Consider the following 19,764-nt stretch of genomic DNA (forward strand, 5'->3'; position numbering starts at 1 on the left):
GCGATGCGAAGCATCGAACCCGGAATCTCGAGGTTCTCAGGTGCGCAATTGGGCACCATGGTTCGCGCTTCGCGCGCCCCGGACCGACGTTCAGCGCTTCGTCCCAAAGATCTTCCGCGCCTCGGTGGGGCTTGCGATCTCGCGGCCGGCACGCCGGGCGCAGGCAGCGACGGCTTCGATCAGCTGACCGTTCGACGTCACCTTCTTGCCGTCGGCGAGATAGAAGGTGTCTTCGAGACCGGTGCGTAGATGGCCGCCGAGCTCGGCGCAACGCTGGTGCAGCGGCCAGATCTCCTCGCGGCCGATGGCCGTGACCTGCCAATGCGCTTCGGGCCGCTTCAGCTTGAGCAGGATCGGCAACAGCTCGGGATCAGACGGCATGCCTGAGGCGACGCCCATCACGAAGTTATATTCGAGCGGCCCCTTGTACATGCCGACCTGGTGGTACATGCCGACGCAGCGGACGATGCCGACGTCGAAGCATTCGAACTCGGGAATGGTGCCGACCGCGTTCATGACATCGAGATAGTCCTTCACCTTTTCGACCGCGTTGTCGAACATCATCGGCGGCCAGGCCCAGCTGTTGTCAGCCTTGACCTTCAGATAGTTCAGCGAGCCGGCGTTGCAGGCCGCGATCTCCGGCTTCGTCTCACGAATGCAATCGAGCGCGCCTGAGTAGTTCGGCCCTGACACGCCCGAGGTGTGGTTGATGATCACGCCGGGGCAGGCCTCGCGAATCGCTTGCTGGATCTCCTTGCTGACGCTCACCTCCCAGGACGGCAAGTGGCCCTTGTTCGGCGCCTGCTGGCGCAGATGAATGTGCATGATGGACGCGCCGGCGTCGAACGCAGCCTTGGCCTCGCGCGCCATCTCTTCGGGCGTCACAGGCACGTTGTGCTGCTTCGAATCGGTCAGCACGCCGTTCAGCGCGCAGGTGATGACGGCCTTGTCGCTCATGCCTTGACGCTCATGACTTGGTGTCTCGCACGTTGAGAATTCAACGCTTCCGATCATGTGACGCGCGGCATGCGGCTTCTTGCGCGGAGAAGCTGGAAAACGACGAGCTTCGTAGGGTGGGCAAAGCGAAGCGTGCCCACCTCTTCTATCGCGATCCGGGACAGGTGGTGGGCATGGCGCATTGCACCTTTGCCCACCCTACGAGAGGGACGCTAACTCGCCTCGGCCATCCGCACCGTCTCGGTGCTGCGATAGATCGCGAGATCGCGTGAGCCGACGAAGATCGCGCGCGGCTTCAGGCCGTAGAAGCGGCGTATCGAGTGGCTGAAGTGGGTGGAATCGGGATAGCCGATGTCCTGCGCGAGATGGGCGAGGTTGAGGTCCTGGTTGGCGTAGTGCAAGAGATGCCGCGCACGCTTCCAGGCGCGGAAGGACCGGAACGAGATGCCGGTCTCTTCCTTGAACAGGTGCAGGAAGCGCGAGGCGGACAATCCCGCTTCGGCTGCGCAAGTATCGGCCGTGACCGGCTCGCCGGAGAAGCGCTCGATGCGCGCGACCGCGCGGATCACGCGCGGATCGAGCACGCGGCGCGGCAGTGCCTCGCCAAAACACATCTCGTCGAACTCGGCGGTGGTGATGTCACCGTAGCGGCGCTGGCGAAGTAGCGCGTAGGCGGCGAGGATCTTGCGGGCATAGGCAGTCTTGTCCGGTCCCCGCAGCCGCCCGGCCAAAGCCTCGATCACACCATCCGGCATGCTCTCAGGCTCCAACGTCACGCTGATCACGCTGCGATAATCGCTGGCGATGGTGTGCCGCTGGTTGGGCAGGGTCACGATCAATTCGTCGGAGGTATGGACGTCGTCGATCGTCAGATGCAGGCTGCCCTTCACCGCGACATAGATATGGCAGCAGCCCGGGGTCCGCTTGCGGGGGCGGCCGAGCAGGCCGGCATAGAATACCCGTTCCGGCGTGATCAGCATCAAATGGTCGGATTCGCGACCTGTATCTTCCATTGGGGTCCTCCTCGCGCGGCTCTCTGGCCGCTGCGGACGGAGGTCACCTTAGCGGAAATTTGGGCGCTGTCACGATAGGATAGCGCTGTCAAAAGACACGGCCAGTCATTCCGCGGCCGTCCGCAGGACCGAACCCGGAACCCCGAGATTCTCAGGTGCGCAACGATGCGCCGTAGCTCGATGCTGCGCACCGCCACGGAATGACGGGCTGAAGCTTACGCCCGCACCCGCGGTGCGACGTTCTGCTCGACGCCTGCCCTCTGTTCCGCAGCAACCGCGCGCTTAAAGCCGTCGCGTTGCTGCAGGCGCGCCCAATAGGCTGCGACATTTGGCCCGAAATCCCTGGCCAGCCCAATATTGTCGGCAAGGCGGAGGGCATAACCAATGACAATGTCAGCGGCTGTGAAGCGGCCGGCGCACAAGGTTTCGGCATTTGCGGTGGCTGCCTCAACGGCGCGCAAGCGTCCCAGGAACCATTTCGCATAGTCTCCGGCGACCTGCGGATTGCGGCGCTCCTCCGGCTCGAGCTGGGTGTACCGGAGCACCAGCGTTTGCGGGAAGGTCAGCGTGGCATCGCTGAAATACATCCAGTTCAGGAACGCGCCGTAGGCGGGATCTTCGGGGCCGACCATCAGCGGCGTCGGACCATATTTCATGCCGAGATAGTGGCAGATGCCGGAGGATTCGGTCATCCGCGTCTCGCCGTCGATCAGGAAGGGGATCGTGCCGAGCGGATTGATGCCGAGATAATCCTTCGCGAACACCCGCGGCGGGAACGGCAGCATCTTCAATTCATAGGGCAGCCTCATCTCCTCCAGCATCCAGAGCGGGCGGAACGAGCGCGCGGCCTCGCAGTGGTAGAGCGTGATCATGACGCATTTCCTTTACTGCCGGGCAACGTGCCCATCATCTTGCAGAGGACCATCAGCATGACCTCGTCGGCACCGCCGCCGATCGAGGTCAGACGGCTGTCGCGATAGGCGCGGCTGACCGGCGTCTCGTTGGTAAAGCCCATTCCGCCCCAATATTGCAAGCAGGCGTCGGTGAGCTCACGGCCGAGTCGCCCGGCCTTCAGCTTGGCCATCGTGGCGAGCCTGGTGACGTCCTCGCCGGCGACCAGCTGCTCGGCGGCCCGATAGATCAGCGCGCGCAGCAGCTCGACCTCGGTCTGCATCTCCGCGAGCTTGAAGTGCACGACCTGATTGTCGAGGATCGACTTTCCGAACGCCTTGCGGTTGCGGGTGTATTCGATGGTCTGATCGATGATGTATTCATGCGCCTTCAGGCAGGCCGCCGCGCCCCAGAGCCGCTCCTCCTGGAACTGGATCATCTGGTAGGTGAAGCCTTTACCCTCCTCACCGATCCGGTTGCGCTTGGGCACGCGGACATCGTCGAAGAAAATCTGCGCGGTGTCTGACGAGCGCATGCCCATTTTGTCGAGTTTTCGCGCGATTGTGACGCCCTTGCTCTTCATGGGCACGCAGATCAGCGACTTGTTGCGATGGACGGGCCCCTCGCCCGTATTGGCCAGCAGGCAGATCCAATCGGCTTGCGTGCCGTTGGTAATCCACATCTTGCCGCCATTGATGACGTAATCATCGCCATCCGAGCGTGCATTGGTCTTGATCGAGGCGACGTCCGATCCTGCGCCGGGCTCGGAGACGCCGATGCAGGCGACATAGTCCCCCGAGATCGACGGCGCCAGAAACTCGTGCCGCACCTCGTCCGAGCCGAACCGCGCCAGCGCCGGCGTCGCCATGTCGGTCTGCACGCCGATGGCCATCGGGACACCGCCGCAAGTGATGGCCCCGAGCTCCTCTGCCATCATCAGCGCGTAGGAGTAGTCGAGACCTGAGCCGCCGAACTCCACGGGCTTGTTCAATCCGAGAAAGCCGAGGCTGCCCATCTTCTTGAACAGCTCATGCGCCGGAAAGATGTCGGCCTTCTCCCATTCATCGACATGAGGGTTGATCTCATTGGCGATGAATTTCTGCAAGGACCGGCGGATGTCGTCATGGTCGGTGAATAGCATGTCTTTCCCTTCGTCATTCCGGGACATCGCGGAGCGATGAGCCCGGAATCCATTCCCCTCCGGTAGTCGCTGCCCGATGGAATCCCGGCTCGCTCCGTTGCGCTCTGCGCCCCGGAATGACAGCCTCAATCACAAACCCATCTGCCTCGATGCCAGATCCTTCATGATCTCCTCGGTGCCGCCGCCAATGGCATTGACCTTGACCTCGCGGTAGATGCGCTCGGCTTTGATGCCGCGCATGAAGCCGGCGCCGCCGAAAATCTGCACCGCTTCCGAAGCGCAGAAGGCCATGGTTTGCGTCGCCTGATTCTTCATCATGCAGATTTCGGCGACCGGGCTTTCGCCCTGCTCGAGTCGCCAGGCCAGCATCTCCAGCATCGCCTGGGAGGCGGCGACCTTCTGCGCCATGTCGACGATCTTGTGGCGAATCACCTGATGCTGGGCGAGCGGCTTGCCGAAGGTCTTGCGCTCCTTGGCATAGGCAATCGCCTCATCCAGGCAGACCCGGGCGAAGGCGGTGCAGCTCGCGGCCATGCCCATGCGCTCGCTGTTGAAGTTCTGCATGATGATCTTGAAGCCCTGACCTTCCTCGCCGATCAGATTTTCGGCGGGCACGCGGCATTCGTCGAAATGCAACGTCGCGGTGTCGGAAGCCCACCAGCCCATCTTCTTCAGCTTCGTGCGCGACAGGCCGGGCCTGTTGCCCTCGATCAGTAGCAGGCTGACGCCGCCGGCGCCCTCGCTACCGGTACGCACCGCAACGGTCAGATAATCCGCACGCATCCCTGAGGTGATGAAGGTCTTCTCCCCGCTCACAACGTAGTGATCGCCGTCGCGCAGCGCCCGGGTGCGCAGGTTCGCGACATCGGAGCCGCCGCCCGGCTCGGTGATGGCGAGCGCTGAAATCTTCTCGCCAGCGAGGATTTGCGGCAGCACACGCGCCCTGATCTCGGGGCGCGCCGCGCGGGCGATCGGCGGCGAGCCGATGGTGTGGCTCATCAGGCTGGCACTGACACCGCCGGCACCAGCCTGCGCGAGCTCCTGGCTCGCCACGATCTTCATGAACTGGTCGGCGGCGATCCCGCCATATTCCTCCGGGAATCCGAGCCCCAACAGCCCGATCTCGGCCGCCTTGCGATAGAGCGCGCGCGGGAATTCGCCGGCTTCGTCCCATTCATGGGCGAAGGGCGCGATCTCCTTCTCGACGAAGCGGCGCATGACATCGCGAAAGGCGTCATGCTCCGCAGTGTAGAACGGGCTCTTCATGGCACTCTCGCCTCGTACGGATTCGCCTCGGCCAGCATGGCCGGAACTTTGTTGGTTTCACTTGCGCCAAGTGGCTGGCCGGAGAGGGCCGGTCCTCTTCAAGCGCCAGCAACTTGACGCAAGACGATTTTCGCTCCTCGCAGGCCAACTCCGGATCAAAAATATGGTGCACACAACTCCGGCTGGCCCAGCAAGGCCACGCCGGGCCTGGTGCATGGCAATAAATAACATGGCGGCGCAAGAGCGCCGAGGGAGGGATATGTGGCCGTTCGTTACTACGACTGGATCGCTCATCATGGCCGGCGCACGCCCGGCAAGGTGGCAGTCATCGACCTCGCCAGTGAGCGCCGCTTCACCTATTCGGAGCTCGATGCCCGTGTCTCGCGCCTCGCCTCATTCCTGCGCCACACGCTCAACGTCTCGCGCGGTGACCGCGTCGCGGTGCTGGCGCTGAACACCACCGATACGCTGGAGGTGCAGTTCGCCTGCGGACGGCTCGGCGCCATCTTCGTGCCGCTGAATACCCGCCTCACCGTTCCCGAACTCCAGTTCATCACGGGCGACTGCGCGCCGAAGGTGATGATCCACGACGCCGACCTGGCCGAGACGGCGCTGAGCGTGGCGAAGCTCTGCGGTGTCGCAACCAGCCTGCTGCTCGGCCCCGGCGGGGCCTATGAGGCTGGCATCGACGCCGCCAAACCGCTCGACCGCGCCGAAGAAGTCACGCTCGATGACGTCTCGACCATCATGTACACGTCGGGCACGACCGGACATCCGAAGGGCGCGACCATCACCCATGGCATGACCTTCTGGAATTGCGTCAATCTCGGCGGCCCGGCCTGCATCGGACTGTCCTCGGTGCTGCTCACCGTGCTGCCGCTGTTCCACACCGGTGGTCTCAATTGCTACACCAATCCGGTGCTGCATGCCGGCGGCACGGTGATGATCATGCGCGCCTTCGATCCCGGCACTGCGCTCGGCCTCATCAACGATCCCGCGCAGGGCATCAACGTCTTCTTCGGCGTGCCCGCGATCTACCAGTTCATGGCGCAACACCCCGCCTTCGCGACCACCGATCTCAGCCGGCTGATCGTCGGCGGTGTCGGCGGCGCGCCGATGCCGGTGGCGCTGCTGAAAGTGTGGGAAGCGCGCGGCGTCGCGCTTCAGCAGGGCTATGGCATGACCGAGACATCGCCGGCCGTGCTGGTGCTCGATCGCGAGGATGCTGCGCGCAAGGCCGGCTCCGCTGGCAAGCCGGTGCTGCACACCGAGGTCCGCATCGTGCGACCCGACGGCAGCGATGCCGATGTCGGCGAGGTCGGCGAACTCTGGGTCAAGGGGCCCAACATCACGCCCGGTTACTGGAACAGGCCGGAAGCAAACAAGACGTCGTTTACGGACGGCTGGCTGCATACGGGCGATGCCACACGCGTCGACGAAGAAGGTTTCTACTACATCGTCGACCGCTGGAAGGACATGTACATTTCCGGCGGCGAGAACGTCTATCCGGCCGAGGTCGAGAACGTCCTGCATCAGCTCAACGCCATCGCGGAAGCCGCAGTGATCGGGATTCCCGATCCGCAATGGGGCGAAGTGGGCCTTGCCATCGTTGCGGTCAAGCCGGGCCAGAAGCTGACCGAGGCCGAAGTTTTCGCACATTGCGGGGCCAACCTCGCGCGCTTCAAATGCCCGCGCCAGATCCGCTTCGTCGAGGCGCTGCCGCGCAACGCCACCGGCAAGATCCACAAGCCGACCTTGCGCAAGGAGTTCTCGGTGGCTTCCGAAGTCGACGAGAAAGTCGCCACCGCCTGACCAAAGCGCCCCCTCGTGGGCGCTTTTTCTTTTCGAAGTGCCTGCTCCAACCCACAAGAAAGCCCCAAGGAATTGCCATGAAAAACAAGAAACTCGCCCTGCTCGCCGCGGCAGCGGCACTGTCATTGCTCTCGGTACAAGGTGCCTACGCGCAAAAGAAATACGACACCGGTGCCAGCGACACCGAGATCAAGATCGGCAATGTCGAAGCCTATTCCGGTCCGGCTTCCGCCTACGGCATCATCGGCAAAACCGAGGAAGCCTATTTCAAGATGATCAACGACCAGGGTGGCATCAACGGCCGCAAGATCAACTGGATCTCCTATGATGACGGCTACTCGCCGCCCAAGACCGTCGAACAGGTTCGCAAGCTGATCGAGAGCGATGAGGTGTTCCTGGTCTTCAACGCGCTGGGCACCCCGACCCAGACGGCCGTGCAGAAATATCACAACGTCAAGAAGGTGCCGCAGCTCTTCCTTGCAACAGGCGCCAGCAAATGGAACGACCCGAAGGGTTTTCCCTGGACCATGGGCTTTCAGCCGAGCTACCGGGTCGAGGCACGGATCTTCGCTAAGTACATCTTGCAGGCGAAGCCCGATGCCAAGGTCGCGATCTTCTATGCCAATGACGATTTCGGCAAAGACTACGTCGCCGGCATCAAGGAGATCTTCGGCGAAAAAGCCTCTTCGCTGATCGTGGCGGAGGAGAGCTACGAGACCACCGAGCCGTCGATCGATTCCCACATCGTCAAGCTGAAGGGCACCGGCGCCAATGTCCTCGTCAATATCTCGACGCCGAAATTCGCGGCGCAGGCGATCAAGAAGATCGCCGAGCTTGAATGGAAACCGATGCATGTGATGACCGACGTGTCGATCTCGATCGGCGCGGTGATGAAGCCCGCCGGCCTCGATGCTTCGGAAGGCGTGCTGTCTGCGACCTATTTGAAGGACGCGTCCGACCCGCAATGGAAGGACGACGAGGGCATAAAGAAGTTCATTGCCTTCATCGACAAGTACATGCCGGGCGCCAACGTCTCCGATACCAATCTCGTCTACGGCTACGCCGCCGCGCAGACCCTGGTCCAGACGCTGAAGCAGTGCGGGGACGAGCTGACCCGGGAGAACGTGATGAAGCAGGCTGCCAGCCTGAACGGCTTTGCGCCGGACACGCTGATCCCCGGTATCAAGGTTAACACCGGCGCCAACGATTTCGCGCCGATCGAGCAGCTCAAGATGATCCGCTTCAAGGCTGGTCAGTGGGAACTGTTCGGGGATATCATCAGCGCGGAAACGGGCGGCTAATCCGCATCAGCTCGACATGCCCAAGCAAGATAGCGGCCGAAAGGGCCGCTATCTTTGGCGCGAATGCATTCAAAGCGTGGCTACCCCGGCAGGAAGAGCGCGAAGCGCTCCTCCACCGTGCGTCGCAGATGCTTTCGATACAAAGCTTGATTGGCGTCATCGGGCGCGATCCTTCCCAAAGACGGCTCGGGGGTTTTTGAGCGCGATTCTTGCGGAATGTTGCCGTTGACGACGTGATCGACATCACCCGCCGCGACGGCAGGCACTTTCGCTATCGCGCCGACTCATCTGCGGTGGTGCATTTCGATGCATCGGCCATCGATCCCGCGACAGAGCGGTTTGAACTGGTGTTGATCACATGTTGGCCGTTCGATGCCGTCATGGCCGGTCCGGAGCGCTACATCCTGCACGCCGTCTTGATTGATCCCGACTGCTAGCTTTTCAATCCGCTCGAAGATGCTGCTAAGGTGCCGGCCCGCGATGCGTGGAGCAACCGACGGATCGCCATTCCGTCATACGGCATACCTTTCTGATGGTTGCCACTGCGGCGAACTCGCCATAGAAAAGCGTGACGCGCCACCAAAAACAAGAACAGGTGAGGTCACGCCATGGAAGCTCAGGTGTCCGCTGCGTCGGTTTCTCTCCATCGATGGTCTCCCCCACCCGACGCCGGCGACGTGGTCAAGGGCATCCATGCCATGCTGCACCCGCGCAACATCGTGCTGGTGGGCGCGACCGACAAGCCCGGCAACTATGCCGAGCGCATCTGGAACAATCTGATCAAGTATGGCTACGAGGGCGGGCTCTATCCGGTCAACGCCAGGCGCGACACCATCTGGGATGTCCCTTGCTACAAGGACTTTGCCAGTCTTCCCGAGCAGCCCGATCACGTCCTGGTGCTGGTGCCGGCGCGCTCTGCGGTGCAGGTGATCCGCGATGCCGCCGCGGCCGGCGCGCGTTCGGCCACCATCGTCACCTCGGGCTTCAGCGAGTTGCAGGACGACGACAGTCAGAAGCTCGCCGCCGAATTGCAAGCAGCCGTGCGCGAGACGGGACTTGCGGTCACGGGACCGAACTGTCTCGGCAATTTGAGTGCCGGCGAAAAGCTCTTCACCAATATCGACGATCGTATCGTCACCATGGAGCAGGGGCCGGTGGCGATCGCCGGACAATCCGGCGCCATCGTCATGGCGATCCGCCAGGCGCTGGAGGACCGGGGTGTCGGCGTCGGCTACATGGTGACGACCGGCAATGAGGCCGGGCTCGAGACGCCGGACCTGATGCGCTATTTCGCCGAGGACCCGAGCATCAAGGTGATCGTCGTCTATCTCGAAGGCGTGCGCAATACCAAGGCGTTCCGCGACGCGTGCAAGGCGGCGCGCGCCGCGAGCAAGCCCGTGATCGCGCTCAAGCTCGGCGCGTCGGAGGGCGGCCGCGCTGCGGCGATGGCGCATACCGGTGCACTCGCCGGGTCGATCGAGACATTCGATGCCATTGCAACCCGCGAAGGCGTGATTCGGGTCGGTGGGCTCGACGAGCTGATCGAGACCACCGAGTGCTTCGTCCACGCCGTGGCACCCAGAGGCGACCGGCTCGCCGCGGTCACCTTGTCCGGCGGCAAGCGCGGCATGCTGATCGACGCTTTCTATGCCGTGGGCTTGAATTTCGCGCCGCTGAGCCCCCATGTCAGCTCGGAGCTGGCAAAGATGCTCGGCCCGGGCTCGATCGTCGGCAATCCACTCGATGCAGGGTTTGCCGCCGTGGTCGATCCCTCCGTCTACATGAGGTCGATCAAGCTGATGATCGACGATCCCGATATCGACGTCGTCATCATCGACGCTGAGCTGCCGAAGGCGCCGCACGAGCTGCGCGAGCGCAATCTTCGCATCGTCAATGAGATGGCGAGCAGGGCCGCAAAGCCCGTGATCTATATCAGCGCGATGTCGATCGGCTTCACCGAGTTCACCAAGGCGCTGCGCAAATCGCTGCCGCATCTGGCGGTGATGCAGGGCATGGACCGCGCGGTGACCGCGATCAAGTCGCTGCTCGATTACGCAAAGCTGCGCAAGGAAGTTCCGGACATCGTCTCACGCTCGAAGCCGGGCGCACGTGCCGTGCTCGAGAAGACGCTGAAGTCGGCGAGCGGCGCCGCGCTCGACGAGGTTGCCTCCAAGAAGCTCCTGAAAGCATACGGCATCCCGATCTCGAAGGAGGCAATTGCGCAGACGGCGGCGGAAGCTGTGAAGATCGCCAAGCAGATCGGTTTCCCGGTTGTCGCTAAAGTCGTTAGCGCCGAGATCCTGCACAAGTCCGACATCGGTGGCGTGGTGCTGAACCTCAACAGTGCCGCCGAGGTGAAGAAGGCGTTCGCCGACATCACGGCTCGGGTGAAGAAGCTGAAGGGCAAGCCCAAGCTCGACGGCATCCTGATCGCGCAGCAGGTCAGGGCCGAGCTCGAGCTCGTTGTCGGCGCCTCGCTCGATGCCGAGATGGGGCCGGTCGTGCTGTTCGGCACCGGCGGCATCGACATTGAGCTGATGAAGGACGTCGCACTCGCCGGCGCGCCGCTGGACGAGGCCGAGGCGCGGCTTCTGATCGGTCGCACCAAGGCCGGAGTCAAGATGCGCGGCTATCGTGGCAGGCCGACGCTGCACGAGACCTCCGCAGTGAAGGCGCTCGTCGGCCTGTCCAGCCTGATCGCAGACGCCGGCGACCGGATCGCCTCGATCGACATCAACCCGTTCCTGATCAACACCAAGACGGGCGTGGCCGTCGACGCCCTCATCGTCCTGAACAACGCTGCGGCAAAGCGCGCGGCCGGGCATTGAGATGAGGTAGAGCCGGGTTAGCGGAGCGTAATCCCCGAATTTGCGCTCCTGCATGGGAGAGACGTGGCGGGTTACGCTTCGCTAACCTGCCCTACGTAACATGCGGCCAAAGTCTATCCGGGCTGCTTCCAACTTCTCCGCTTTGGCCGTAAAATCCTCCCTGCATGGCACGCGCGAGCAATCTCGTGATCGGAACGGCGACGCTGGCGGCGATCGCCGTGGCGTTCGGCGTCCTGCTCGGCGTGCAGAAATGGCGCACCATCCAAAGCCGCAGCCAGTTGCGCGTGGTGTTCGAAGGCGGCTCCGCCAGCGGACTGCGTCGCGGCGGGCCGGTCAATTTCGACGGTGTGCCTGCGGGCCAGATCTTGTCGATCAAGCTGGACAGTCCCGGCAGGATCGTGGCGCTCGTGATGCTCGACAACACCGCACCGATCCGCAAGGACACCGTCGCAGGCATCGAGTTCCAGGGTCTCACGGGCGTCGCCGCGATCTCGCTGATCGGGGGTGCCCCCTCCGCGCCGCCGGTGCCGCTGGACTTGGACGGCGTTCCCATACTGACCGCCGATCTCAGCGATGCCGAGTCCATCGTCGATGCCCTGCACAGCGTCGACCGTACGATCGTGAGCAACGCCCCTGCGATCAAGGAGGGCCTGCGCACATTCGAGAACTACACCGCCGATCTCAGGAGCAAGGGCGGCGAAGTCGACTCCGTCATGGCGAAGGTCGACAGCGCCTTCGCGGACTTCGACAAGGCCGTCACGAAGATCGAGGGCGTGGTGCCCGGCTTCGTCGACGGCAAGGCCGACGAGCTGTTCGAGAAGATACAGGGATTGCACGAGCTCGCCGACACCATGAAGAAGAAATCGGCAAGCTACCTCGAGGACATCCGCCGTTCGCTGCTCGACGTCAGCGAGACCGCCAACAAGATGGCGGGAACGCCCATGGCGCCGCGGCCGCCGCGAAGGCCTGAGCAGCAGAAGCGGTGACCTCTTCGTTATCCTTGCTGAAGGAAGGTCACCGCGACTGCTGCGACCAAGACTAATCTTGGCCAGAATGCCCGGCGAGTTGCCGTGACACTCCGACGCGAGCAACTGGCTCGCTCGTTGGCCGCCAGGCCAAGGCCCTTCCACTTAGCCGCGGCACCGCCCGATGGAAGGCCGCTTACATTCACGGCCGATCGTGTGACGTGCGCCTGTGACGGCCGATGCTCGGCGCGCCCTATACGGCTTTACAATCGTGGCGTGCCGCTGCTCCCGCAATCCCCTCACCCATACACAAACGCCGCATCGTCCAGGTCCGTCTTCGGAATCTCGTCCTTCTCGGTCCAGTAGTCCTGACTGTGCTGCCATTCTGGCTTGTCGCCGCGCTTCGGCAACAGGTCCATATTGCGTATCATGTATCCGGGGTTGAAGTTTTCCGGATCGATCCAGGGCAGGATCGGCATGTTGTGGTCTTCGGGGCGCAATCTCACCTCGACCTTCTTTGCGCCTTTGCCCTTCATATGGCTGAGCAGCCGACAGACGAAATCGGCGACAAGGTCGACGCGCAGCGTCCAGCTCGCGCGGAAATAGCCGAACACCCAGACCATGTTCGGCACACCCGTGAACATCATGCCGCGATAGGTGACGGTGTCGCCGAAGGCGAGCGGCTTGCCGTCGATCTCGAAGGCGATGTCGCCCAGGGCGGCCAGGTTGAAGCCGGTCGCGGTGACGATGACGTCGGCTTCGAGCAGCTTGCCGGATTTGAGCTGGATGCCGTTCTCGGCGAAGCACTCGATCTCGTCGGTAACGACCGAGGCCTTGCCGCTGGCAATCCCCTTGAACAGATCGGCATCCGGCACGAAGGCGATGCGCTGCCGCCACGGCCGGTACTTTGGCGTGAAATGGGTCTCGACGTCGTAGTCGGGGCCGAGGACCGCGCTGATTTGACCGATCAGCTCCTTCTTCACCTGCTCCGGCTTGGAGACGCAAAGCTTGGTGAATGCATCCTGCTCGAACAGAATCTTGCGCCGGACGATCTCATGAATCCATTCCTCGTCGACTTGAAGCCTGCGCAGCTCCTCCGCGATTTCGATGGCGTTGCGACCGAGCCGGAAATAGGTCGGCGAGCGCTGCAGCATCGTGACATGCGCGCACTTGTCCGCGATGTTCGGAACAAGTGTTGCCGCGGTCGCGCCGGAGCCGATCACGATCACCTTCTTGCCCGTGAGATCGACGTCGTCGGGCCATGTCTGCGGATGGACGATGCGGCCCTTGAACCGGTCCATCCCCTTCCATTCTGGCGTGTAACCCTCCGAATGCCGGTAATAGCCCTGGCACATCCAGAGGAAGTTTGCGGTGAAGGTCTTCGGCTCGCCGGTGTCGGTCGCTACCGCCTCGATGGTCCAGAGACTTTGCTCACTCGACCAGCTCGCGGAATTGATCTTGTGCTTGTAGCGAATGTGCTTCGCGAGATCGTTCTCTTCGATCACCTCGTTCATGTAGGCGAGGATCTCTTCGGCGGTCGCGATCGGCGGTCCGACCCAGGGCTTGAAGCGATAGCCGAAGGTGTGGAGATCGCTGTCCGAACGGATACCGGGATAACGATGTGTGATCCATGTGCCGCCGAAGCTCGCCTGCGTCTCCAGAATGACGAAGCTCGTGCCCGGAAGCTGCTTGGTGAGATGATAGGCGCTGCCGATGCCGGAGATGCCGGCGCCGACGATCAGCACGTCGAAATGTTCGGAAGCTTGCTTGGTAGCGGTGTGACCGCGAACAGCGACATTCATTGTTGCTTGTTGCCTTGCTCGTTTTTCGTGGCCGGCCTTGACTGGACGGCGCGTTTCCTCCGCGACAGGCAGTGTCGCCCATCGCGCTTCCGTTTCAACATGACATAGATCCGGTCGCGGTCAAATCACAGTGCCGCACCCCAGCTCCGTGCGGTCTGCAAGATCCAATCCCGGTAGAGCGTGAGCGGAGTGACCCCGGTCAACCCGCCGCAACCTGCGGCGCCGTTCGGCCCGGTCGACCAACTGACGACGCCAACGAGCACGGCACCGTTCGGCTTGTCCTCGAACACCGGTCCGCCGGAATCGCCGGTACAAGCGCCGATTCCGTCACGAACACCGTTGGTTAGGGGATCAACTAGCCGGATCTGCAGCGTGCCGGGCTGGCCGGTGGCGACCAGCGCAGCCACACGCGTAATGCCACCGCTCTTGCCATCACCGCGAACTGTGACGCCGACGCCGGCGATGGTAAAGCGGCTGCCGACGCGGATTGGAATATCCGGTGCACCGACCGGCACCGTCGATTTTCCCTTCAGTGGAATTTCCAGTTGCAGCAGTGCCACGTCGGCGGTCGCCCGATGCGCCTGCATCGCCTGCATGTTGAAATTCGGATGGATCGCGACAGAACGGACGTTCAGCAATTGCGGCTGGCCGTCGCCGCCGCGATCGACAATCTTGTAGTCCGCGCCGGGCTGCACGCAGTGAGCGACCGTCAGCACCAGCTTCGGTGCAATCAGGCTGCCGGTGCAAAAATTGCCGCGCGAGCCAACGATGGTGACGATGGCGCGCGCGACACCCTCCGCTTGCGGCGTGCCGCCGCCGACGATGGCGCGAGCAGGCGTGGCGAGCAGCAGAATGGCGGTGATGAATGTCGCAATTGTCTTCATGGGAACACGTCTGGCAGGCCCTTCGGTCAAGGGGCGGAGTTTGCTTCAGGCTGGCCCTTGCCGATAGCGCGTGCTAGCCGTCTTGTCAGCCATCCTGGCACTGAATTGACGAGGACGGGACCTTGACGATCGAGGCTGTGATCTTTGATTTTGGCGGCGTGTTGACGAGCTCACCGTTCGAGGCGTTCGCCCGGTTCGAGACCGAGCGTGGCCTGCCCATCGACATCATACGGCGCACCAACGCCGCCAACCATCTGGAAAATGCCTGGGCCAAGTTTGAACGCGCCGAGGTGGATATCGACACGTTCGATCTTTTGTTCGCCGAGGAATCACGAGCGCTTGGCGCAGAAGTGCGCGGGCGCGACGTGCTGCCGCTGCTCCAGGGCGATCTGCGTCCCGAGATGGTCGAGGCGCTGAAGCGCATCAAGGCGCAATTCAAGACCGGCTGCATCACCAACAACCTGCCGGCCAACGCCATCGGCAGCCTGACGGGACGCACGCTCTACATTGCCGAGGTGATGGCACTGTTCGATCACGTCATCGAGTCCGCCAAAATCGGCCTGCGCAAACCCGATCCACGCATCTACCGGCTGATGGTCGAGACGCTGAAGGTTGATCCCAACAATTGCGTTTATCTCGACGATCTCGGCGTCAATCTCAAGCCGGCTCGCGAGATGGGCATGACCACGATCAAGGTCACCAGCGGGGCCCAGGCCATCGCCGAGCTCGAGGTCGCGACGGGGTTGAAGCTCTGCTAGTCCAACCTATTCTGCAGCGGAGGCGATCCGCTCCGGAAACGCGGCCGCGAGCGAGGCGCGGTCGGGCTTCAGCACGCCGCGCTCGGTGATGAGGCCGGTCACGAGCCGCGCCGGTGTCACATCGAATGCATAATTCGCGACCGGGGAGCCCTCCGGCACGATGCGCACCGTCTCCAGTCTCCCATCCGCGGTGCGGCCGGTCATGTCGGTGACCTCAGAGCCACTGCGCTGCTCGATCGGGATGTCACGGATGCCGTCATGGACGGCGAAATCGATCGTCGGCGACGGCAGCGCCACGTAGAACGGCACACCGTTGTCGTGCGCGGCGAGCGCCTTCAGATAGGTGCCGATCTTGTTGCAGACGTCGCCATTGGCAGCGACGCGGTCGGTGCCGACGATGGCGAGGTCGACCATGCTGTGCTGCATCAGATGGCCACCGGTATTGTCCGGGATCACCGTGTGCGGCACGCCGTGATGGCCGAGCTCCCAAGCCGTGAGCGAGGCGCCCTGATTGCGCGGGCGGGTCTCGTCGACCCAGACATGGATCTTGATGCCGCGCTCATGCGCAAGATAGATCGGCGCCGTCGCGGTGCCCCAGTCGACCGTCGCAAGCCAGCCGGCGTTGCAATGAGTGAGAACGTTGACCGTATCGCCCGGCTTCTTCGCCGCGATCGCCTCGATCAGCTTCAGGCCGTTGCCGGCAATGCCGCGGTTGATTTCGACGTCCTGCTCGACGATCTCGTCGGCGCGCGCGTAGGCCGCCTCCGCCCGTTCAACCGGATCGATCGGTGCGAGCCTCGCGCGCATCTCGTCCAGCGCCCATTTCAGATTGATCGCGGTCGGCCGCGCCACGACGAGCGTGTCATAGGCACGCTTCAGGCCGGCGTCGGAGGCGTCCTCGCGCATCGCGAGCGCGATGCCGTAAGCGGCGGTGGCGCCGATCAGCGGCGCGCCGCGCACCAGCATGTCGCGGATGGCGACCGCCGCCTCCTCGCATGACGTCAGCTCCGCAACAACAAACTCGTGGGGCAACCTGCGCTGGTCGATCGCGCCGACCGACCAGCCGTCGCGCTGGCGCCAGATGCTGCGAAAATGCTTGCCGTCGACCTTCATGGCATTCTGCCTTTCGTCTCAACCGCGCAGGATGCGCCCCGCCACCGCATCGAGTTTCTTCAAAAGCTCGGGATCCCGGGCCTCGTGCGCCGTGATCAGGGCGGTGTCGAGCGCGCGATCCGAGCCGATCGGGCACGGCTCATGTTCGCGCGGAAAATCCCTTGCCAGCCGCGCGACCAGCGCCTTCGCCTTGTCGGCGTTCGAATTCAGCACACGGATGATGTCCTGCACGGTCACGGCATCGTGGTCGGGATGCCAGCAGTCGAAATCCGTCACCATCGCAACGGTGGCATAGCAAATTTCGGCTTCCCGCGCGAGCTTGGCCTCGGGCATGTTGGTCATGCCGATCACGGAATAGCCCAGCGTCTTGTAAGTCATGCTCTCCGCATAAGTGGAGAATTGCGGCCCCTCCATGCAGACATAGGTGCCGCTACGCGCGATTGCGATCCCCTCGGCTTCGGCCGCTGCGGCAAGATGGATTCGCAGCCGTGGCGAGACCGGATGGGCCATCGAGACATGGGCGACGCAGCCGCGGCCGAAGAACGAGCTCTCGCGCTTGTGGGTGCGGTCGACGAACTGATCGACCAGCACGAAGGTGCCGGGCGGAAGTTCCTCCCTGAAGGAGCCGCAGGCCGACAGCGAGATCAGGTCGGTGACACCTGCGCGCTTCAGGACGTCGATATTGGCGCGGTAGTTGATGTCGGAGGGCGACAGTCGGTGTCCCTTGTCGTGCCGCGGAAGGAACACGATCGGCAAGCCGGCGATGGAGCCGCGGCGCAGGGGCGCTGACGGCTCGCCCCAGGGGCTCTTGATCTCCTCTTCGTGCGCACCCTCTAGGCCCGGCAGATCATAGATGCCGGAACCGCCGATGATGCCCAATACCGCCTGCGTCATGCCTGCTCCATCCCATCCGCCACGTGCGACATGGTCAAGCTATGCCAGTTTTGCGCCAGATTTGGAACGGGGTGGTGGTGTGGTCAGGAAACGGGCGCTATCGCCACGCCATCGGTGTCGCCTTGGCGAAAGCAGGACCCATACTGCGACGTCTATCGGTTGCGAACGGTCTTTGTCCCGAACGACCGGTCTCCGCAAAACTGCTCCCTGGGAAATGGGTCTTGGCTTTCGCCAGAACGACCGCAGTGGTTCAACTAAGCTGCGTTCGCCGGCTGCAGCTGAGCTGCGATCATCCGCTCCAGCGTCTCGACGGTCTGGAAATTCTCCGGCGTGATTTCGGCTTGCGGGATGGTGAAGTCGAACTCGGCCTCGACGCCGAGCATCAGATTGACCATGTCCATCGAGGTCAGGCCGACATCGACGAGCTTCGCCGATGGCGTGATGTCCGCCGTGAGCGAGTTCTGTTCGATGATGCCCTTCACCAGCTTGATGATGCGATTGCGCATGTCGGTATTGAAAGCCTGCATCGGCAAATTCCCATCTGTCTATCGGAGGCGGACCGGACTGCCGGCTACGATGGGCACGGCCAGTCGATCCCGCAATGGGCGCGAGGATTACTTCGTCCTTCTTAGTAAACGATGACTCAGATTGACTAAAATTTGGAGGGCTCTTCCAGAATCCTAACGGGTCCGCTGAATTTCGGCCCCCTCCAACAACCTGACCTTAACTGTTCGTTCGGAATTGGGCTTTGTTTACCCTCTATTTCATCGACGAATTTGAATTAAATCCGTAGCCTCGTCTCACAAGCAAAGATGGTCGGAGGATCGCCGGCGGCATCGCGAATGATGGCGGCGATCTCGAACGGCGAACCGGAGGCGGACGAGCATGAACGTGCGTGAAGCAGTCCTCACTGTCGACGAAACGCAGACGAGCTTTCTCGAGCAGGGCCCCTCCCTGATCGAGCGTGCCGCCCGGACAGCCGCTGCCGCAGCGGCCGACGCAGACGGGGTCGATCGCGACGCCCGCTTCCCCCACAAGGCTTTCGAGGTTGCGCGCGAGCAGAAACTGCTTGGCGTCATGATCCCGGTCGAATTCGGCGGCTTTGGCGCCTCAATCTACGATGTCACCGACATCTGCTATACGCTCGGAGGCGCCTGCGCTTCCACCGCGATGATCTACGCGATGCACCAGACCAAGGTTGCCTGCGTCGTCAGGCACGGCCACGGCATCCCCTGGATGGAAACCATGATGCGCCGGGTCGCGCGCGACCAGTGGCTGCTCGCCTCTTCCACCACCGAGGGACAGAACGGCGGCAACATCCGCGCCAGCGCCGCCGCCGTCGATCACGCCGGCGACATCGTGTCGCTAGTACGCGACGCCACCGTGATCTCCTACGGCGCCGAAGCCGACGGTCTCGTCACCATCGCCCGCCGCGCCACTGACGCTGCCGCTTCCGACCAAGTGCTGCTGGCACTCGCCAAGGACGATTATTCGCTGAAGCGCACGCTGGGTTGGGAAACGCTCGGCATGCGCGGCACCTGCTCGACCGGTTTCGAGCTGAAGGTGGATTGCCCCGCCGACCGCGTTTTCCCGGAATCCTATGACAAGATCCACGCCCAGACCATGACGCCATTCGCGCATCTATGCTGGTCGTCCGCTTGGGCCGGCATTGCCGCCGCCGCGGTGACCCGTGCGCAGGCCTTCATTCGCAAAGCGGCCCGCAGCTCCGGCGGACAAATGCCGCCGGCCGCGGCGCATTTCACCGCCGCGAAGATGTCACTCGCAAAGCTGCGCGCGCTGATCGCTGCCAACATCGACGCCTTCGCCGGCGCCGAGCATGACGAGCGCGCGCTGAGCTCGCTCGACTTCCAATCCTCGATCACGCTTTTAAAGGTGCAGGCCTCCGAGCTCGCGGTCGAGACTGTGATGCATGCGATGCGCACAGCGGGCCTTTCCGGCTACCGCAACGACGGTGAGTTCACCATGGGCCGCCACCTGCGCGACGTTCTGTCGTCGCCGATCATGATCAACAATGACCGTATTCTCGCCAACGCCGCGACATCGACGCTGATGAGCGGCGTTCCATTGAGCCTTCGTGACTGACGTGCCTTCATGACCGACTAGCCTTGGCGACTGAAC

16 protein-coding genes and 2 pseudogenes are annotated in these 19,764 nt (G+C 63.0%); 7 read left to right on the forward strand and 11 right to left on the reverse strand.

Features of this window, described 5'->3' with window-relative positions:
- Positions 1-90: 90 nt before the first annotated feature.
- The 5 genes from IVA96_RS16220 to IVA96_RS16240 all read right to left on the reverse strand — a co-directional run bounded on the left by IVA96_RS16220 (position 91) and on the right by IVA96_RS16240 (position 5,268).
- On the reverse strand, positions 91-957 hold the full coding sequence (locus IVA96_RS16220) for a 3-keto-5-aminohexanoate cleavage protein (RefSeq protein WP_247418234.1): 867 nt from the start codon (positions 955-957) through the stop codon (positions 91-93).
- Positions 958-1,169: 212 nt separating this feature from the next.
- The gene (locus IVA96_RS16225; protein WP_247281931.1) at positions 1,170-1,970 is read right to left on the reverse strand and encodes an AraC family transcriptional regulator; all 801 of its coding nucleotides are present in this window, start codon (positions 1,968-1,970) and stop codon (positions 1,170-1,172) included.
- A 215-nt stretch (positions 1,971-2,185) separates the two neighbouring features.
- Complete coding sequence (locus tag IVA96_RS16230; RefSeq protein WP_247281932.1) at positions 2,186-2,842, reverse strand: glutathione S-transferase family protein; 657 nt, start codon at positions 2,840-2,842, stop codon at positions 2,186-2,188.
- Positions 2,839-4,002 carry an acyl-CoA dehydrogenase family protein gene (locus IVA96_RS16235; protein ID WP_247281933.1) on the reverse strand — a complete coding sequence of 388 codons (1,164 nt, stop codon included), beginning with the start codon at positions 4,000-4,002 and terminating at the stop codon, positions 2,839-2,841. Before IVA96_RS16235 ends, IVA96_RS16230 begins: the two co-directional genes overlap by 4 nt.
- Positions 4,003-4,131: 129 nt before the next feature.
- A complete protein-coding gene (locus IVA96_RS16240) occupies positions 4,132-5,268 on the reverse strand; it encodes an acyl-CoA dehydrogenase family protein (RefSeq protein WP_247281934.1) in 1,137 nt (378 codons plus the stop codon).
- 261 nt (positions 5,269-5,529) lie between these two features.
- On the opposite strand from IVA96_RS16240, the gene IVA96_RS16245 reads away from it, so the two are divergent.
- Together IVA96_RS16245 and IVA96_RS16250 are read left to right on the forward strand one after the other, a co-directional pair.
- A complete protein-coding gene (locus IVA96_RS16245; RefSeq protein WP_247418235.1) occupies positions 5,530-7,080 on the forward strand; it encodes a long-chain fatty acid--CoA ligase in 1,551 nt (516 codons plus the stop codon).
- 77 nt (positions 7,081-7,157) lie between these two features.
- Entirely contained in the window at positions 7,158-8,381 is a 1,224-nt protein-coding gene (locus IVA96_RS16250; protein ID WP_247418236.1) for an ABC transporter substrate-binding protein, read from the forward strand.
- 80 nt (positions 8,382-8,461) lie between these two features.
- On the opposite strand, the pseudogene IVA96_RS16255 reads toward IVA96_RS16250, so the two are convergent.
- A pseudogene (locus IVA96_RS16255) lies at positions 8,462-8,569 on the reverse strand (transcriptional regulator); the annotation flags it as partial.
- A gap of 15 nt (positions 8,570-8,584) precedes the next feature.
- Between IVA96_RS16255 and IVA96_RS16260 the strand changes: the two are divergent.
- The 3 genes and pseudogenes from IVA96_RS16260 to IVA96_RS16270 form a co-directional block, all read left to right on the forward strand.
- Positions 8,585-8,818 (forward strand): annotated as a pseudogene (locus IVA96_RS16260) (sortase); the annotation flags it as partial.
- 171 nt (positions 8,819-8,989) lie between these two features.
- The gene (locus IVA96_RS16265; protein ID WP_247281937.1) at positions 8,990-11,209 is read left to right on the forward strand and encodes an acetate--CoA ligase family protein; all 2,220 of its coding nucleotides are present in this window, start codon (positions 8,990-8,992) and stop codon (positions 11,207-11,209) included.
- A gap of 164 nt (positions 11,210-11,373) precedes the next feature.
- Complete coding sequence (locus IVA96_RS16270) at positions 11,374-12,195, forward strand: MlaD family protein (protein ID WP_247281938.1); 822 nt, start codon at positions 11,374-11,376, stop codon at positions 12,193-12,195.
- A 278-nt stretch (positions 12,196-12,473) separates the two neighbouring features.
- Here the strand turns inward: IVA96_RS16270 and IVA96_RS16275 are convergent, their stop codons facing one another.
- Together IVA96_RS16275 and IVA96_RS16280 are read right to left on the reverse strand one after the other, a co-directional pair.
- Positions 12,474-13,976: an NAD(P)/FAD-dependent oxidoreductase gene (locus tag IVA96_RS16275; protein WP_247281939.1), complete on the reverse strand. Its 1,503-nt coding sequence runs from the start codon at positions 13,974-13,976 to the stop codon at positions 12,474-12,476.
- Between the two features lie 125 nt (positions 13,977-14,101).
- Positions 14,102-14,860: a trypsin-like serine protease gene (locus IVA96_RS16280; RefSeq protein WP_247281940.1), complete on the reverse strand. Its 759-nt coding sequence runs from the start codon at positions 14,858-14,860 to the stop codon at positions 14,102-14,104.
- A gap of 122 nt (positions 14,861-14,982) precedes the next feature.
- Between IVA96_RS16280 and IVA96_RS16285 the strand changes: the two genes are divergently transcribed.
- Positions 14,983-15,618: an HAD-IA family hydrolase gene (locus tag IVA96_RS16285; protein WP_247281941.1), complete on the forward strand. Its 636-nt coding sequence runs from the start codon at positions 14,983-14,985 to the stop codon at positions 15,616-15,618.
- A gap of 6 nt (positions 15,619-15,624) precedes the next feature.
- Here the strand turns inward: IVA96_RS16285 and mtnA are convergent, their stop codons facing one another.
- The 3 genes from mtnA to IVA96_RS16300 all read right to left on the reverse strand — a co-directional run bounded on the left by mtnA (position 15,625) and on the right by IVA96_RS16300 (position 18,152).
- Positions 15,625-16,731 carry an S-methyl-5-thioribose-1-phosphate isomerase gene (mtnA, locus tag IVA96_RS16290; RefSeq protein WP_247281942.1) on the reverse strand — a complete coding sequence of 369 codons (1,107 nt, stop codon included), beginning with the start codon at positions 16,729-16,731 and terminating at the stop codon, positions 15,625-15,627.
- 18 nt (positions 16,732-16,749) lie between these two features.
- Positions 16,750-17,625 carry an S-methyl-5'-thioadenosine phosphorylase gene (locus IVA96_RS16295; RefSeq protein WP_247281943.1) on the reverse strand — a complete coding sequence of 292 codons (876 nt, stop codon included), beginning with the start codon at positions 17,623-17,625 and terminating at the stop codon, positions 16,750-16,752.
- A 254-nt stretch (positions 17,626-17,879) separates the two neighbouring features.
- Positions 17,880-18,152 carry a phosphopantetheine-binding protein gene (locus IVA96_RS16300; RefSeq protein WP_247281944.1) on the reverse strand — a complete coding sequence of 91 codons (273 nt, stop codon included), beginning with the start codon at positions 18,150-18,152 and terminating at the stop codon, positions 17,880-17,882.
- Positions 18,153-18,510: 358 nt separating this feature from the next.
- Between IVA96_RS16300 and IVA96_RS16305 the strand changes: the two genes are divergently transcribed.
- On the forward strand, positions 18,511-19,728 hold the full coding sequence (locus tag IVA96_RS16305) for an acyl-CoA dehydrogenase family protein (protein WP_247418237.1): 1,218 nt from the start codon (positions 18,511-18,513) through the stop codon (positions 19,726-19,728).
- Positions 19,729-19,764 lie beyond the last annotated feature (36 nt).

Origin of the sequence: Bradyrhizobium sp. 159 (assembly GCF_023073795.1) — a bacterium.
In the GTDB taxonomy this organism is placed as follows: domain Bacteria; phylum Pseudomonadota; class Alphaproteobacteria; order Rhizobiales; family Xanthobacteraceae; genus Bradyrhizobium.